The organism is Enterobacter sp. MGH 24 (assembly GCF_000493015.1).
Classification (GTDB): domain Bacteria; phylum Pseudomonadota; class Gammaproteobacteria; order Enterobacterales; family Enterobacteriaceae; genus Enterobacter.
Map to the genome: position 1 here is coordinate 1,045,567 of NZ_KI535657.1, position 14,563 is coordinate 1,060,129.

At 57.0% G+C, this 14,563-nt stretch carries 15 protein-coding genes; 3 read left to right on the plus strand and 12 right to left on the minus strand.

The genetic code is table 11. From position 1 onward, the window contains the following. Positions 1–66: 66 nt before the first annotated feature. The gene (cysG, locus tag L370_RS16750; protein ID WP_023333695.1) at positions 67–1,440 is read left to right on the plus strand and encodes a siroheme synthase CysG; all 1,374 of its coding nucleotides are present in this window, start codon (positions 67–69) and stop codon (positions 1,438–1,440) included. A gap of 137 nt (positions 1,441–1,577) precedes the next feature. Continuing rightward, positions 1,578–1,748 carry a YhfL family protein gene (locus L370_RS16745; protein WP_008503029.1) on the plus strand — a complete coding sequence of 57 codons (171 nt, stop codon included), beginning with the start codon at positions 1,578–1,580 and terminating at the stop codon, positions 1,746–1,748. A gap of 140 nt (positions 1,749–1,888) precedes the next feature. Here the strand turns inward: L370_RS16745 and trpS are convergent, their stop codons facing one another. The 12 genes from trpS to L370_RS16690 form a co-directional block, all read right to left on the minus strand. Then, on the minus strand, positions 1,889–2,893 hold the full coding sequence (gene trpS, locus L370_RS16740; RefSeq protein ID WP_023333696.1) for a tryptophan--tRNA ligase: 1,005 nt from the start codon (positions 2,891–2,893) through the stop codon (positions 1,889–1,891). After that, positions 2,886–3,647: a phosphoglycolate phosphatase gene (gene gph / locus L370_RS16735; RefSeq protein ID WP_023333697.1), complete on the minus strand. Its 762-nt coding sequence runs from the start codon at positions 3,645–3,647 to the stop codon at positions 2,886–2,888. The genes trpS and gph overlap by 8 nt, the downstream gene beginning before the upstream one ends. Then, positions 3,640–4,317: a ribulose-phosphate 3-epimerase gene (gene rpe / locus L370_RS16730; RefSeq protein WP_023333698.1), complete on the minus strand. Its 678-nt coding sequence runs from the start codon at positions 4,315–4,317 to the stop codon at positions 3,640–3,642. Before rpe ends, gph begins: the two co-directional genes overlap by 8 nt. 41 nt (positions 4,318–4,358) lie before the next feature. Next, positions 4,359–5,171, minus strand: coding sequence for an adenine-specific DNA-methyltransferase (dam, locus tag L370_RS16725; RefSeq protein ID WP_023333699.1), 813 nt, complete (start codon positions 5,169–5,171; stop codon positions 4,359–4,361). A 67-nt stretch (positions 5,172–5,238) separates the two neighbouring features. Next, complete coding sequence (damX, locus tag L370_RS16720) at positions 5,239–6,540, minus strand: cell division protein DamX (RefSeq protein WP_023333700.1); 1,302 nt, start codon at positions 6,538–6,540, stop codon at positions 5,239–5,241. 92 nt (positions 6,541–6,632) lie between these two features. Then, positions 6,633–7,721 carry a 3-dehydroquinate synthase gene (aroB, locus tag L370_RS16715; protein ID WP_023333701.1) on the minus strand — a complete coding sequence of 363 codons (1,089 nt, stop codon included), beginning with the start codon at positions 7,719–7,721 and terminating at the stop codon, positions 6,633–6,635. A 57-nt stretch (positions 7,722–7,778) separates the two neighbouring features. After that, the gene (gene aroK, locus L370_RS16710; RefSeq protein WP_003861630.1) at positions 7,779–8,300 is read right to left on the minus strand and encodes a shikimate kinase AroK; all 522 of its coding nucleotides are present in this window, start codon (positions 8,298–8,300) and stop codon (positions 7,779–7,781) included. A gap of 286 nt (positions 8,301–8,586) precedes the next feature. After that, positions 8,587–9,810 (minus strand): DNA uptake porin HofQ, encoded by a 1,224-nt coding sequence (hofQ, locus tag L370_RS16705; RefSeq protein WP_255344042.1) that lies wholly within the window; start codon positions 9,808–9,810, stop codon positions 8,587–8,589. Further along, positions 9,737–10,141 (minus strand): HofP DNA utilization family protein, encoded by a 405-nt coding sequence (locus L370_RS0121810; RefSeq protein WP_032666550.1) that lies wholly within the window; start codon positions 10,139–10,141, stop codon positions 9,737–9,739. The genes hofQ and L370_RS0121810 overlap by 74 nt, the downstream gene beginning before the upstream one ends. Continuing rightward, the gene (locus L370_RS16700; RefSeq protein ID WP_023333703.1) at positions 10,131–10,586 is read right to left on the minus strand and encodes a HofO family protein; all 456 of its coding nucleotides are present in this window, start codon (positions 10,584–10,586) and stop codon (positions 10,131–10,133) included. Before L370_RS16700 ends, L370_RS0121810 begins: the two co-directional genes overlap by 11 nt. 3 nt (positions 10,587–10,589) lie before the next feature. Further along, positions 10,590–11,084, minus strand: a complete 495-nt coding sequence (locus L370_RS16695; RefSeq protein WP_023333704.1) for a PilN domain-containing protein — start codon at positions 11,082–11,084, stop codon at positions 10,590–10,592. Further along, complete coding sequence (locus L370_RS16690; protein ID WP_023333705.1) at positions 11,081–11,857, minus strand: hypothetical protein; 777 nt, start codon at positions 11,855–11,857, stop codon at positions 11,081–11,083. The genes L370_RS16695 and L370_RS16690 overlap by 4 nt, the downstream gene beginning before the upstream one ends. 120 nt (positions 11,858–11,977) lie before the next feature. On the opposite strand from L370_RS16690, the gene mrcA reads away from it, so the two are divergent. Further along, positions 11,978–14,530, plus strand: a complete 2,553-nt coding sequence (gene mrcA / locus L370_RS16685; protein WP_023333706.1) for a peptidoglycan glycosyltransferase/peptidoglycan DD-transpeptidase MrcA — start codon at positions 11,978–11,980, stop codon at positions 14,528–14,530. The last annotated feature ends 33 nt before the right edge of the window (positions 14,531–14,563 follow it).

A 14,563-nucleotide genomic window follows, 5' to 3' on the forward strand; every position in this document is an offset into this window, starting at 1 on the left:
TGTACGATCCCTGCTGTTATCCTGACGTCAATTCTTCCCCCGCCATGAATGCTGTGAGGTAACGTCGTGGATCACCTGCCGATTTTTTGTCAATTACGCAACCGCGACTGCCTGCTCGTGGGCGGCGGCGACGTGGCTGAACGCAAGGCGCGCCTGCTGTTAGAGGCGGGCGCCCGGCTGACCGTCAACGCCCTCGCCTTCGCCCCTCAGTTTGACGTCTGGGCGCAGGAAGGGATGCTCACGCTGGAACAGGGTGAGTTTAATGAATCCCTGCTGGATACCTGCTGGCTGACCATCGCTGCGACGGATAACGATGAAGTGAACCAGCGCGTTAGCGACGCCTGCGAAGAACGCCGTATCTTCTGTAACGTGGTGGATGCGCCGAAAGAGGCCAGCTTCATCATGCCGTCGATTATCGACCGTTCGCCGCTGATGATTGCGGTGTCGTCCGGCGGTCGCTCGCCGGTTCTCGCGCGTCTGCTGCGGGAAAAACTGGAAGCCATACTGCCCCAGCATCTTGGACAGATTGCGCATTATGCCGGGCAGCTGCGTTCACGCGTGAAGCAAACCTTCGCGACCGTGGGCGAGCGCCGTCGCTTCTGGGAGAAATTCTTTGTGAACGACAGGCTGGCGCAATCGCTGGCCAATCAGGACACCCAAGCCGTTGAAGAGACGACCGAACGGCTCCTGAGCGAGCCGCTGGACCACCGCGGTGAAGTGGTGCTGGTGGGGGCCGGGCCCGGCGATGCGGGCCTGCTGACGCTGAAAGGGCTGCAGCAGATCCAGCAGGCGGATATCGTGGTTTACGATCGTCTTGTCTCCGATGACATCATGAACCTGGTGCGTCGCGACGCCGACCGCGTATTCGTCGGCAAACGGGCTGGCTACCACTGCGTGCCGCAGGAGGAGATTAACCAGATCCTGCTGCGCGAGGCGCAGAAAGGCAAGCGCGTGGTGCGCCTTAAGGGTGGCGATCCGTTTATCTTTGGTCGTGGCGGCGAGGAGCTGGAAACCCTGTGTGACGCGGGTATTCCGTTCTCCGTGGTGCCCGGCATTACGGCGGCGTCCGGCTGTTCAGCGTACTCTGGCATTCCGCTGACCCACCGGGATTACGCCCAAAGCGTACGCCTGGTGACGGGCCACCTGAAGACCGGCAGCGAGCTGGACTGGCATAACCTGGCCGCCGAAAAGCAGACGCTGGTGTTCTACATGGGGCTCAATCAGGCCGCCACGATTCAGGCGAAGCTGCTGGAGCACGGCATGGAGGCAGATATGCCGGTAGCGCTGGTGGAAAACGGTACCGCTATTACGCAGCGCGTGGTGGATGGAGTGCTGACGCAGTTAGGCGAACTGGCGCAGCAGGTTGAAAGCCCGGCGCTGATTGTGGTGGGCCGCGTGGTTGAACTGCGCGACAAGCTGAACTGGTTCTCCAATCACTAACGCATATTCTCCCTTCCTGGAGTAGTCCTTAAGCGGACTACTCCCCTCATACCACTACCGATAACATACCGCCCGCATAGTGGAACTTTTCCATTTATTCCCTCGTATTACATCCATTTTTTAGACAAGGAATGCATATGTTCAAACTGGCAAAAGCCGCCGTTCTGGTTGGCCTGTTATCGACGCTGACGGCCTGCACCGGTCACGTACAGAACACCAAAAATAATTGCAGCTACGATTATCTGCTGCACCCGGCGATCTCCATTTCGAAAATCATCGGCGGTTGCGGCCCGGCAGCGCAGCAGTAAGCGTTTTACAGGCGTAAAAAAACCGGGCATTTCCCGGTTTTTTTGTTTGGGCAGTTTTTCGTCGGGTGGCGGCTTCGCCTTACCCGACCTACACGATCCCGTAGGCCGGGTAAGCGTCAGCGCCACCCGGCAACGCAGGCTTAAGGCTTACCCACAAACCCAATCGCTTCATACACTGCTTTCAGGGTTTCTGACGCGCGCGCGCTGGCTTTTTCCGCGCCCTCTTTCATCACTTTCTGCAGGAAAGCTTCGTCGTTACGGTAGCGGTTATAGCGCTCCTGCAGCTCGGTTAGCATGCCGGAAACGGCGTCTGCCACTTCACCTTTCAGGTGGCCGTACATCTTGCCTTCGAAGTGCTGCTCCAGCTCAGGAATGCTCTGGCCGGTGACACCGGAGAGAATATCCAGCAGGTTGGAGACGCCCGCTTTGTTCTGCACGTCGTAGCGCACAACAGGCGGCTCGTCGGAATCGGTCACCGCACGCTTGAGCTTTTTCACCACTGATTTCGGATCTTCCAGAAGGCCGATAACGTTGTTGCGGTTATCGTCAGACTTGGACATCTTCTTGGTCGGCTCCAGCAGCGACATCACGCGCGCACCGGATTTCGGAATAAACGGCTCTGGCACTTTGAACACATCGCCGTAAATCGCGTTAAAGCGCTGGGCGATATCGCGGCTCAGCTCCAGGTGCTGCTTCTGGTCTTCACCCACCGGCACCTGGTTGGTTTGATACAGCAGGATATCCGCCGCCATCAGCACCGGATAGTCGAACAGGCCGGCGTTGATGTTTTCGGAGTAGCGCGCGGATTTATCCTTGAACTGGGTCATGCGGCTCAGCTCGCCGAAATAGGTGTAGCAGTTCAGCGCCCAGCCCAGTTGCGCGTGCTCTGGTACGTGAGACTGAACGAAAATGGTGCTCTTCTCTGGATCGATGCCGCAGGCCAGGTACAGCGCCAGCGTATCCAGGGTGGCTTTACGCAGCTTCTCAGGATCCTGACGCGCGGTAATCGCGTGGAGATCGACGATGCAGTAAATGCAATGATAGTCATCCTGCATGCTGACCCACTGACGTAACGCACCCATGTAGTTACCAATGGTCAATTCACCTGAGGGCTGTGCGCCACTAAAAACGATGGGCTTAGTCATTATTCAATTCCTGATGTTCACTGTGCGAAAGCCCGAGTGCGGGCAACAAATCTTTGAAGTGGTCGAAGACCACATCCGGCTCACTTAGCGTGATAGCTTCACCGTAGTTGTAGCCATAGGTTAATCCGACGGAAGGACACCCTGCCGCTCGGGCAGCCAGAATATCATTGCGCGAATCCCCGACAAAGAGCAGCTCCGCAGGCGTTAAGGATAATTTTCCTGCCACCAGCAGCAGCGGTTCCGGATGCGGCTTTTTGTTTTGAACATCGTCGCCGCCCACAATCACGGAGAAGTACTTCGCGATATCCAGCGCTTCCAGCAGAGGCGCAACAAACGGCGTCGGTTTGTTGGTCACCAGCCCCAGCGGGATGCCCTTAGCGTGCAGCGCGCTCAGCGTTTCCTGAACGTCCGGGAACAGGAAGCTGCCCTCCTCGACGGTCTCTTCATAGAAACGATCGAACAGTTTGCGCAGAATACGCAGCTGCTCATCCTTAGGAATATCAGCGTGATCAACGCTCGGTTTACCCTGGGCGGAACGCTGTGACGCACGCTCCTGACGCGCCCACGTCAACGCGCGCTCCATCAGAACATCGGCGCCGTTGCCAATCCACGTTACCACGCGATCTTCCCCCGCAACGGGGAGTTCAAGTGCGTACAGCGCCTGGTCTACGGCGCTCGTTAAGCCCGGCGCGCTGTCGACCAGCGTACCGTCGAGGTCGAATGCCACACCCCGAATTGCCTGCAATTTATCCATGACTTACCTTCGCCAGCTCACGGCGCATTTCATCAATGACTTTTTTGTAATCCGGTTGGTCGAAAATGGCCGAACCTGCAACGAACATATCCGCGCCGGCTGCCGCAATTTCACCAATGTTATTTACTTTCACGCCGCCGTCCACTTCCAGGCGAATATCGTAACCTGACTCATCAATACGACGGCGCACTTCACGCAGCTTATCCAGCGTGTGGGGAATGAACGACTGACCGCCAAAGCCCGGGTTAACGGACATCAGCAGAATCACGTCCAGCTTGTCCATGACATAGTCGAGATAGCTCAGCGGCGTGGCCGGGTTAAACACCAGCCCCGCTTTACAGCCGTTCTCTTTGATCAGCTGCAGCGTGCGGTCGACGTGTTCAGAGGCTTCCGGATGGAAAGTGATGATGCTGGCACCCGCTGCGGCGAAGTCAGGCACAATGCGATCGACAGGCTTCACCATCAGGTGAACGTCGATCGGCGCGGTAATGCCATAGTTACGCAATGCCTTGAGCACCATTGGGCCAATGGTCAGATTCGGGACGTAGTGGTTGTCCATAACGTCGAAATGGACGACATCTGCACCAGCCGCGAGAGCTTCGGCGGTGTCTTCACCCAGGCGGGCAAAATCGGCCGACAGAATTGAGGGAGCAATCAAAAACTGTTTCATCCGCTTCTCCTTGAAATGTGTTTACCGGCGGGCAAAACGGCTCAGGGGCGATAAAGAGCCAGAAGTTCGTCCACCTTTTTACGTGTGCCGCCGTTGCTGCTAATGCTACGCCGCACTTTGACCTGAAAATGCTTCGCGGCTTTGTACCATTCGCGCGTATCAGGGGTATCGTGATTCGAAATTAACACCGGAATTCTTTTGCTGACCAGCTTTTCCGCCATCTCCGCCAGACGAGCCTGTTCAGCCGGGCTGAAGCTGTTGGTGTGATAAGCGGTGAAATTCGCCGTTGCAGACAGCGGGGCGTAAGGCGGGTCACAGTAGACCACCGAGTTTACGCCTGCCAGTTCCATACACTCTTCATAGGAGAGGCAATGAAACTCTGCGTTCTGCGCTTTTTCGGCAAAGTGATACAGCTCGTCCTGCGGGAAATACGGGCGCTTATAGCGACCAAACGGCACGTTAAACTCCCCGCGCAGGTTATACCGGCACAGGCCGTTGTAACCATGGCGGTTGAGATAGAGGAACAGCAGCGCTCTGCGGAACGGATCCTGGCTCTGGTTAAACTCCGTGCGGAACTGGTAGTAAACGTCCGGGAGATTATTCTCGGGCGTAAACAGTTTGCGCGCCTCTGCAACATACTCTTCGGTACGCAGCTTAACGATGTTATAGAGACTGATAAGGTCGTTGTTGATATCCGCCAGGATATAACGAGAAAAATCGGTGTTGAGGAACACCGATCCTGCGCCCACGAAAGGCTCGATAAGACACTCGCCTTTAGGCAGGTGCTTTTTAATATCATCGAGCAGGGGGTATTTCCCCCCTGCCCATTTCAGAAAAGCGCGATTTTTTTTCATGCTGACTAACTGATTACACCTTCTCCGGCTGTGGAGAAAGCTCCGACAGCATCCTGCGCTTTAAACATTACTTCAGATCGGCCTGAACCTGATGAATCGGCTTCGCCCACGGGTTTTTCGCCTGAACGTCTGCTGGCAGTGCCGCCACGGCACGTTTTGCTTCATCTTTGGAAGCATACACACCGCTCACCAGCACATACCACGGCTGACCGTTACGGGTCGTCTGATAAACCACGTAGTTTTTCAGATTTGATTTCTTCGCCCAACCGTTGAGGTTGTCATAGTTAGACGAACTGCTCAGCTGCAGCGTGTAGTTGCTGGATGGCGCAGATTTCAGCGAACCGACGTTACCTGCAGTTTTACCTGCCGCGCCGCTGGAGGCTGTTGCCGTTGCCGCAGGCGCAGCTGTGGCAGCCGGTGCCGTTGTGGTCGCCGTTGCTTTCGGCGCAGTCTGCGTGACTGGCGCTTTAGCAGGCTCGCTCACCGCAGCCGTTTCGGTGTGTTTCGGCTGTGCCGGTGCGGCTTTCACTTCAGGCGCTTTGACAACTGCCTGAGGTTTGGTTTCACGCTTAGGCTCAATCACCGCCTGCTTACGTTCAGGACGTGTCGCAGTTTGCGTCTGGCGCGGCTTGGTTTCCGTCGCAGCCGTTTGTGGCTGAGCATTACCACCGCGAATTGGGGCAACGGTTGCCGGCTCAGTTGGCAGCGTGGAGTTAACCACGACGTTATCAACCTGCTGCTGGTTCTGCGGCTGCGTCAGCGCATTGTTCAGGTCTCCCTGAACTTCTACGCGCTGCTGGCCTTCAGGCGTAGCAGGTGTCTGACCCTGAGCAGGGGTTGAAGAAACGGGCGGCAGAGAAACATCCTGCGGCGCTGTGGTGTTACCTGCGGTCTGCTCTGCGGAAGTTGCACCCGGTGCAGGCTGTGCGCCATTCGCCTGATTGGACGCATCGTTACCGGACAGGTTGATGCTCTTCTCAGCGGAAGCAGTTTGCTCGGTTGAGTTCGTTGACGGTGCTTTAAGCGCGGAGCCAATGCCGACAATCAGCAGCACAAGCACCAGAACGCCCAGGCCCATCATAATGTACTGGCGGGAAGCCGGTTTTGGCGCAGCGGCTTTTTTACGTTTACGCGGGCGACGCTCTACAGGCTGTTCGTCCATTGAATCTTCTTCGGACTCATAATCCTCTTCTGCTCGCTCTTCGTGCGCGTTGCGGCTGCGCGAAGGGCGACGATCGTCTGCATCCAGATCAACATCGTCAAAGTTGATCTGCGGCTCGTTATCACGTTCTGAAGATTGACGAGAACGACCAGTACGACGATCGCTGGGATCGGGTTTCAGCTCGTCTTCTGGTTTGAATTCATCCATTTAACACCCCACTCAAAGGCTTATGCTAACGACTTTGCATTTCACCTGAAGCTAAACGACCACCTGCGACAGTGGCCTGACCTTTCTAGTTGTTACGCCTGCTGACAATCAGCGATAGCGCCAAGAACGACATCGTGCGGCACTCCGCCGCGCACTTCACTCTTCCCTATTGCAAGCGGGAGTACAAGACGCATCTCGCCTGCCAATACTTTTTTATCGCGCATCATGTGGGGTAAATACGCTTGCGCCGACATCGCCTGCGGTCCGGTCACCGGCAAACCTGCACGCTCAAGCAGCGCAATGATGCGTGCCGTCTCTTCCGGTGTGAACTGCCCGAGACGTTCTGAAGTACGGGCAGCCATTACCATTCCGGCCGCGACGGCTTCACCGTGCAGCCAGTTACCGTAACCCATTTCGGCTTCAATCGCGTGACCAAACGTATGCCCAAGATTCAGTAAAGCACGTAAGCCCGTTTCACGCTCGTCTGCTGCGACAACTTCTGCTTTCAGCTCACAACAACGACGGATGCAGTATGCCAGTTTAGCCTCATCCAGGCGCAGCAGCGCATCCATATTCTCTTCAAGCCAGTTAAAGAACTCGCCGTCCAGAATAATGCCGTATTTGATCACTTCCGCCAGACCAGAAGCCAGCTCGCGCTTCGGCAGGGTTTTCAGACAGTCGAGATCCACCACCACCGATGCGGGCTGGTAGAACGCGCCAATCATGTTTTTGCCGAGCGGATGGTTCACTGCCGTTTTGCCACCCACAGAGGAGTCGACCTGGGACAGCAACGTGGTCGGGATTTGAATAAAACGGACGCCACGTTGATAGCTTGCGGCCGCAAAGCCGGTCAGATCGCCCACAACACCGCCGCCCAGGGCAAGCAGTGTTGTATCGCGACCGTGCGGTTTTTGCAGCAATGCGGTAAAGACGGTATCCAGTACCGTCAGGCTTTTATACTGCTCGCCATCGGGGAGAATCACACTGTCGACTTTTACGCCCGCCTGCTCAAGCAGGTGGCGTACGCGGTCGAGATAAAGCGGAGCCAGCGTCTCATTGGTGACCAGCATCGCCTGATCACCCTCTTTCAGTGGTAAAAAGGAAGCTGGGTCGTTAAACAAACCAGCCGCGATGGTGATAGGGTAACTACGTTCCCCGAGAGTAACTGTAATCCTCTCCATGACGCGACATCCACCTTTAATGCTTTTACCCGCAGGCGAGTGTATATAAAGCCAGAATCAGTTGCTTTCCAGCATATGAATAATCTGGTTTGCAACCACTTTAGCGCTCTGGTCGTCAGTACGAATGGTCACATCGGCAATCTCTTCATACAGCGGATTGCGTTCATCGGCCAACGCTTCCAGAACTTCGCGTGGTGGCGTTTCAACCTGCAGCAGCGGGCGCTTTTTATCGCGCTGCGTACGTGCCAGCTGTTTCTCGATGGTCGTCTCAAGATAGACCACTACGCCACGGGCGGAGAGACGGTTGCGGGTTTCGCGAGATTTCACAGAGCCGCCGCCTGTTGCCAGAACGATGCCCTGTTTTTCCGTGAGTTCGTTGATCACTTTTTCTTCTCGGTCACGGAAACCTTCTTCGCCTTCTACGTCGAAAACCCAGCCCACATCAGCTCCGGTTCGTTTCTCAATCTCTTGATCAGAATCGTAAAATTCCATATTGAGTTGTTGAGCTAACTGACGCCCAATAGTGCTTTTGCCGGCACCCATAGGCCCAACCAGAAAGATATTGCGTTTCTCTGCCATTTTATCGGTACTACTAAGACTATTCGTTAATGGTAATCCCCGCTGCGCAGACACTCAGCGTAGCAGGACATGAACTGAAACCTCATATGCAATAGAGCGAGAGTCAGACTAAAAATTATCTCAATACTCCGGCTTGTTTGGCAACTGATTAAATCACCGCGTCGGGCGCATAAGGTAATAAGACGTAAGTCCAACTCAAATCGGTACTCCTTGTATGCTAATTCATGCCCCACGTCAAACATCTGCAACAAACTGAATGCAAAATCATTGCGGGGATCGTCACCCGTCAGCGAATACCGACCAGACGTGGCGTAATAAACACCACTAGCTCGCGCCGTTCATTATCCTTCCCATCATGGCGAAAAAGCTGCCCAAGCCAGGGGATTTTTCCCAGCCCCGGCACGCTGTCACTGCCGGTTTTGTTCTTCTGCGAAAAAATTCCGCCCAACGCCAGCGTTTCTCCACTTTTTACCTCCACCTGGGTTTCAATCTCCTGTTTGTCGATCGCCAGGGTTTCGCCGTCCGCCTGCTGCAGAACCTGTCCCGGCATATTTTCGCTGATATGTAATTTCAGGCGCACGCGCCCTCCCGGTAAAACCACCGGCGTGACCTCCATCCCTAATACCGCCTCCTTAAACTCAACGGAGGTGGCGCCGCTTTCACCGCTTGAAACCTGATACGGAATTTCACTCCCCTGCTTGATGCTGGCCGGCTGCATATGCGAGGCCAGCAGCCGCGGGCTGGCGATGATATCGACCTGCTGTTTTTGCTCCAGCGCAGAGAGCTCCAGATCCAGCAGCCGACCATTGATTCGCCCGATGTTAAAACCCACGTGGCTGGTGGCGCTAGCGACGGAAAGATCGCTGCCAAGCGTGGTGAGCTGACCAACCTTGCCCGCGTCGGTGGCGTCGGCGAGATTCCACTTCACTCCCAATTCACGCAGGCTTTTTTCATTCATGGTCACAATATGCGCCGCCAGCTCGACCTGTTCGACGGGAATATCCATCTGAGCGGCCCAGCTTTGCAGCGTCTCCACCACCGTCCGGTTATCCCGAATCAGCAGGCGGTTGGTGCGTTTGTCGACAGATAAACTTCCCTTTGGACTCAGGAGTTTTTCCGCGGCTTTTTGCAGCTCTCCGGCATCGGCATAGGAAAAAGGGATGCTGTGAGACACCAGCGGCGCATCAAGCTGTCGACGCGCCCGCTCCTGCTCTGAGCGTTCCTGCTGTTCACGCTGCCAGGCGGCGGTATGCACGTAAAAAATGCCGCCCTCCTCTCGCAAAACGAGGCCAGCGCTGGTGACAACCGTCTGTAATGCCTGCCGCCAGGGGACGCGCGTCAGGTTAAGCGAAAGCGAGCCGCCGACATCGGGCGATATCACCAGATTACGGTTCTCCTGTGCGGCCAGGCTCTGCAGCACCTGGACAACAGGCACGTCATCCACCACCAGCGTGACCGGTTTTGGCGCGGCGGCCCACAGCGGATGGCTGAACGCCAGCAGCCACAGCATTATCCGTAAATTCATTCTTATCCGTTCCTTCTCGTTGCCACGTCCATTTTCCTGGTTCACATGTGTCACCCACATCAACAACCAGTTCCGTTTCATTGATGGCTGTTATCGTCCAGCCCACCGGGAAGCGCTCATGCATTTTCAGCCGGTACCAGCGCTTTTGCCCATCCTGTAAAATGCCGATAGCCTGCGGCCCTCCCACCATGCCGCGATAGTGCCACTGCGCCAGCTCGGCAATGGCGCAGGGATCGTCCGGCGGGCGAAACGGATCGCGCATGCCGGTCAATAGCAGCGCTGAGCAAACCAGCAGATATCGCGCGCTATTTCGCATGTTCCAGCTCCAGCCGCAGGCGCAGCGCTGTACCTTGTGGTGCAATCGCGAAAGCGGCGATCTGCACATCCCGCTGCGCCAGCCGGGAAAAAAGCGCCGGCAGCGCCTGCCACTCAAGCTCCAGCATCAGTTCCCCTCCCTTTGGCAGCGGCTTCCAGTAAACCAGCGTCGTGTTATCGCCCTGAAAATCGAGCGGAGAAAACGGCGTCAACTCTCTTGATTCCGTTGCCTTCGGACGAAACGGCCCCTTTCTGACGACAGGCCATAACGCCGCGTTAGCTCTCGCGTCCTGAATCAGCTGGCGTTGTCGTTCAGCACACTGCCTGTCTACCGGCCTGAGCAAGGTGCCCCACGCGGCCAGTCCTGCCAGGAGGCTCCCCAGACACCAGAAGAGCACCCGATTCCAGGGACGGCTTTCGCACCAGCGTTCTAACAGGAAATCCACGCGTTAACCCTCGCTTTTAAGATGAAGGGTGAACGTCCAGCGCCCCTGGCTGTCCTGCCGAAGCTCACCCGCCGTCCCGGGCGTGAAGCCGGTAATTTGTCCAAGCGCATCGCGCAGAGCAGAAAGGGCCGGCAGGGTTAGGGCATACCCGCTCAGCATCAGCGCAGGCGGCTGATAGCGAAGCTCTGCCAGCCAGACCTGGTCAGGAATGGTGCGGGAAAGCGACTCCAGCACCGGTTGCCATGCGCGTTGTTGAAGCGTCTGCGCTGGCTTCTGTGCCTGTGAGGCGAGTTTCTGCCGGGAGAGAAGCGCATGCTGCACGGTCTGCATTCCCGTCAGATCCGTTTGCAGCACGTGCAGCCTCATAAGAGGGTTCATCCGCAGACCGAACATAACCACGAACATCAAAAGCACGGTGCCGACAGACATTGCGCCCCAGAAACGCAGGCATCGCGCGCGCCGCTGCTGTCGCCACGGCAGAAAATTCATGATGCTCATCCGGGCACCTCGCTCATGGCCAGCGCCAGCGCAACGGTATAATCAGCGCCGCAGCCCGGTAGCGGGGCATGGCAGCGTTTCAGGATTTCCCACGGGTGACGTCGGTTATCAAACAGCGCGATGTCATCCGGACCAAGCGCCAGCAGCGCCGACAGCTCGGCCACGCTTTCGGCTTCTGTGGTAAAGCGGCGCCCCCACTGGTGGCGCATCGCCCACAGCCACTGCCGATCGTCCCGCCAGGCAACGCACGTCGCTGGCGCCACCGCAGGAAGAAGATTCGCCAGCGCGCTGGCATCCGGCGTAATGGCTACCAGCCGCAAACGCAGCGCTTTCGCCAGCGCCAGAAGGGTCTCGACCTCGTTGTTTTGCGCGGCAGTCACCTGAAAGCTATTGCTGAAGGTATCCTGCGCGTAATCGAAACAGAGCGTATCGGCAGACACCTCCAGTTCACGCGCGAGCGCCGCGCCAAGCCATGAGAGCTGCTCGCTGTCGCGCAGCGCAACGGTCGGACGAGGAAGCGACCGTTGCAGGGTGCGTGCTGCCGGGAAAGAGAGGAACACCCGATGGTAGTGCGGCAGCGTTTTCCGCCAGTCGCGTAACGCATCAACCAGCTGTTCTGGCTGATAAATTTTGCCGTCACGAAGGATGCCTTCGGCCAGAGGAATCGCCCACCAGCGGCGCAAGCACCAGCCGGACTTGTCCCGGGCCAACGCAACGATCAGCACCCTATCCTGTTGAATATGAACGCCCGTTTGCCATGTTTTGAAAGCCATGCTTCACGATCTCCTTATCGCCCGTCGTCTTGACGGCTATATCAATGAATCAGGCTTGCCTTTATACTACCGCGCGATTGTTTAGAAACTGCCCAAGTGAAACCAAATGGGAAATCTCCGGTGAAGTTCGTAAAGTATTTATTCATCCTTGCAGTCTGTTGCATTCTGCTGGGAGCAGGCTCGATTTACGGTTTGTACAAATATATTGAGCCACAGCTACCTGATGTCGCCACGCTTCGCGATGTACGACTCCAGATCCCGATGCAAGTCTATAGCGCCGATGGCGAGCTGATGGCGCAGTATGGCGAGAAGCGTCGTATTCCGCTGACCTTAAACCAAATCCCCCCCGTGATGGTGAAAGCCTTTATCGCCACGGAGGACAGCCGTTTTTACGAGCACCACGGTGTCGATCCGGTGGGGATTTTCCGTGCCGCGAGCATTGCGTTGTTCTCTGGCCACGCCTCTCAGGGGGCGAGTACCATTACGCAGCAGCTGGCGCGTAACTTCTTCCTCAGCCCTGAAAAGACGCTGATACGTAAGATCAAAGAGGTGTTCCTTGCGATTCGTATTGAGCAGCTGCTGAGCAAAGACGAAATCCTTGAGCTGTACCTCAATAAAATCTACCTGGGCTACCGCGCCTATGGCGTGGGGGCTGCCGCACAGGTGTACTTCGGTAAGCCTGTTGAGCAACTCACCTTAAGCGAAATGGCAACCATTGCCGGTCTGCCGAAAGCGCCGTCCACGTTTAACCCGCTCTATTCGCTCGATCGCGCCACCGCGCGTCGTAACGTCGTCCTGTCACGTATGCTGAGCGAAGGCTACATCAGCCAGAGCGAGTACGAGCAGGCGCGTAACGATGTCATTGACGCTAACTACCATGCCCCTGAGATCGCCTTCGCGTCCCCTTACCTGACCGAAATGGTTCGCCAGGAGATGGTGAATCGTTATGGCGACAAGGCCTATGAAGATGGCTATCGCGTGTACACCACCGTCACCCGCAAAGTCCAACAGGCGGCTCAGGAAGCGGTGCGGAACAACGTGATGGACTACGATATGCGTCACGGCTATCGCGGCCCGTCAAACGTGCTCTGGAAAGTGGGCGAAAGCGCGTGGGACAACAAAAAAATCACCCGTACGCTGAAGGCGCTGCCGACCTATGGTCCGCTCCTTCCTGCCGTGGTGACGCAGGCCGATCCTCAGGAGGCCGTTGCGACGCTCGCGGACGGTACCTCCGTCTCCCTGCGTATGGACGGTATCCGCTGGGCGCGTCCTTATCGCTCGGATACCCTGCAGGGCGCAACGCCGCGTAAAGTGACCGATGCGGTACAAACCGGGCAGCAAATCTGGGTGCGCAAGGTAGGCGAATCCTGGTGGCTGGCGCAGGTGCCGGACGTCAACTCGGCCCTGGTCTCTATCAATCCACAGAACGGTGCCATCCTGGCCCTGGTCGGCGGGTTTGATTTCAACCAGAGCAAATTTAACCGCGCCACCCAGGCGCTGCGTCAGGTCGGTTCCAATATCAAACCGTTCCTCTACACGGCCGCGATGGATAAAGGCTTGACCCTCGCCAGCATCCTGAACGACGTGCCAATCTCCCGCTGGGATGCCGGTGCCGGTTCCGACTGGCAGCCGAAGAACTCCCCTGCGGAGTATGCCGGTCCTATTCGTCTCCGTCAGGGTCTGGGACAGTCGAAAAACGTGGTGATGGTGCGCGCCATGCGCGCGATGGGCGTCGACTATGCCGCAGAGTATCTGCAGCGCTTCGGTTTCCCGGCGCAGAACATCGTTCGCACCGAGTCGCTGGCGTTAGGTTCCGCCTCCTTTACGCCGCTTCAGGTCGCACGCGGGTACTCGGTGATGGCCAACGGCGGCTTCCTGATTGACCCGTACTTCATCAGCAAGATCGAAAACGATCAGGGCGGCGTGCTGTTCGAAGCAAAACCGAAAATTGCCTGTCCTGACTGCGATATTCCGGTCATTTATGGCAATACGCCGAAATCCGAGGTGCTTGAAAACAAGGACATGGAAGATCCTGCCGTGTCTCAGGAGCAGCAGAACGGCGTCGTGCCGCAGCCGCAGCTCGAGCAGGCTAACCAGTCGCTGGTGGCACAGACCGGTGCGCCGGAGTATGCCCCGCATGTGATCAACACGCCGCTGTCGTTCCTGATCAAAAGCGCGCTGAACACCAACATCTTCGGCGAACCGGGCTGGCAGGGCACAGGCTGGCGCGCAGGGCGTGATTTGCAGCGCCATGACATCGGCGGTAAAACGGGGACAACCAACAGTTCGAAAGATGCGTGGTTCTCCGGCTACGGCCCGGGCGTGGTGACATCGGTCTGGATCGGTTTCGACGATCACCGCCGTGACTTAGGTCGTACAACGGCATCCGGCGCGATTAAGGATCAGATTTCCGGCTACGAAGGCGGAGCGAAGAGCGCGCAGCCGGCCTGGGACGCCTACATGAAGTCCGTTCTTGAAGGCGTGCCGGAGCAGCCGTTGACGCCACCGCCAGGCGTGGTCACGGTCAATATCGACCGCAGCACGGGTCAGCTCGCCAACGGCGGTAATAGTCGCGAAGAGTATTTCATCGAGGGCACGCAGCCGACCACGCAGGCGGTGCATGAGGTGGGTACAGAGATTATTGATAACGGCGAAACGCACGAGCTGTTCTAAAATAAAAATGCCCGGTAAAAACCGGGCAAAGCA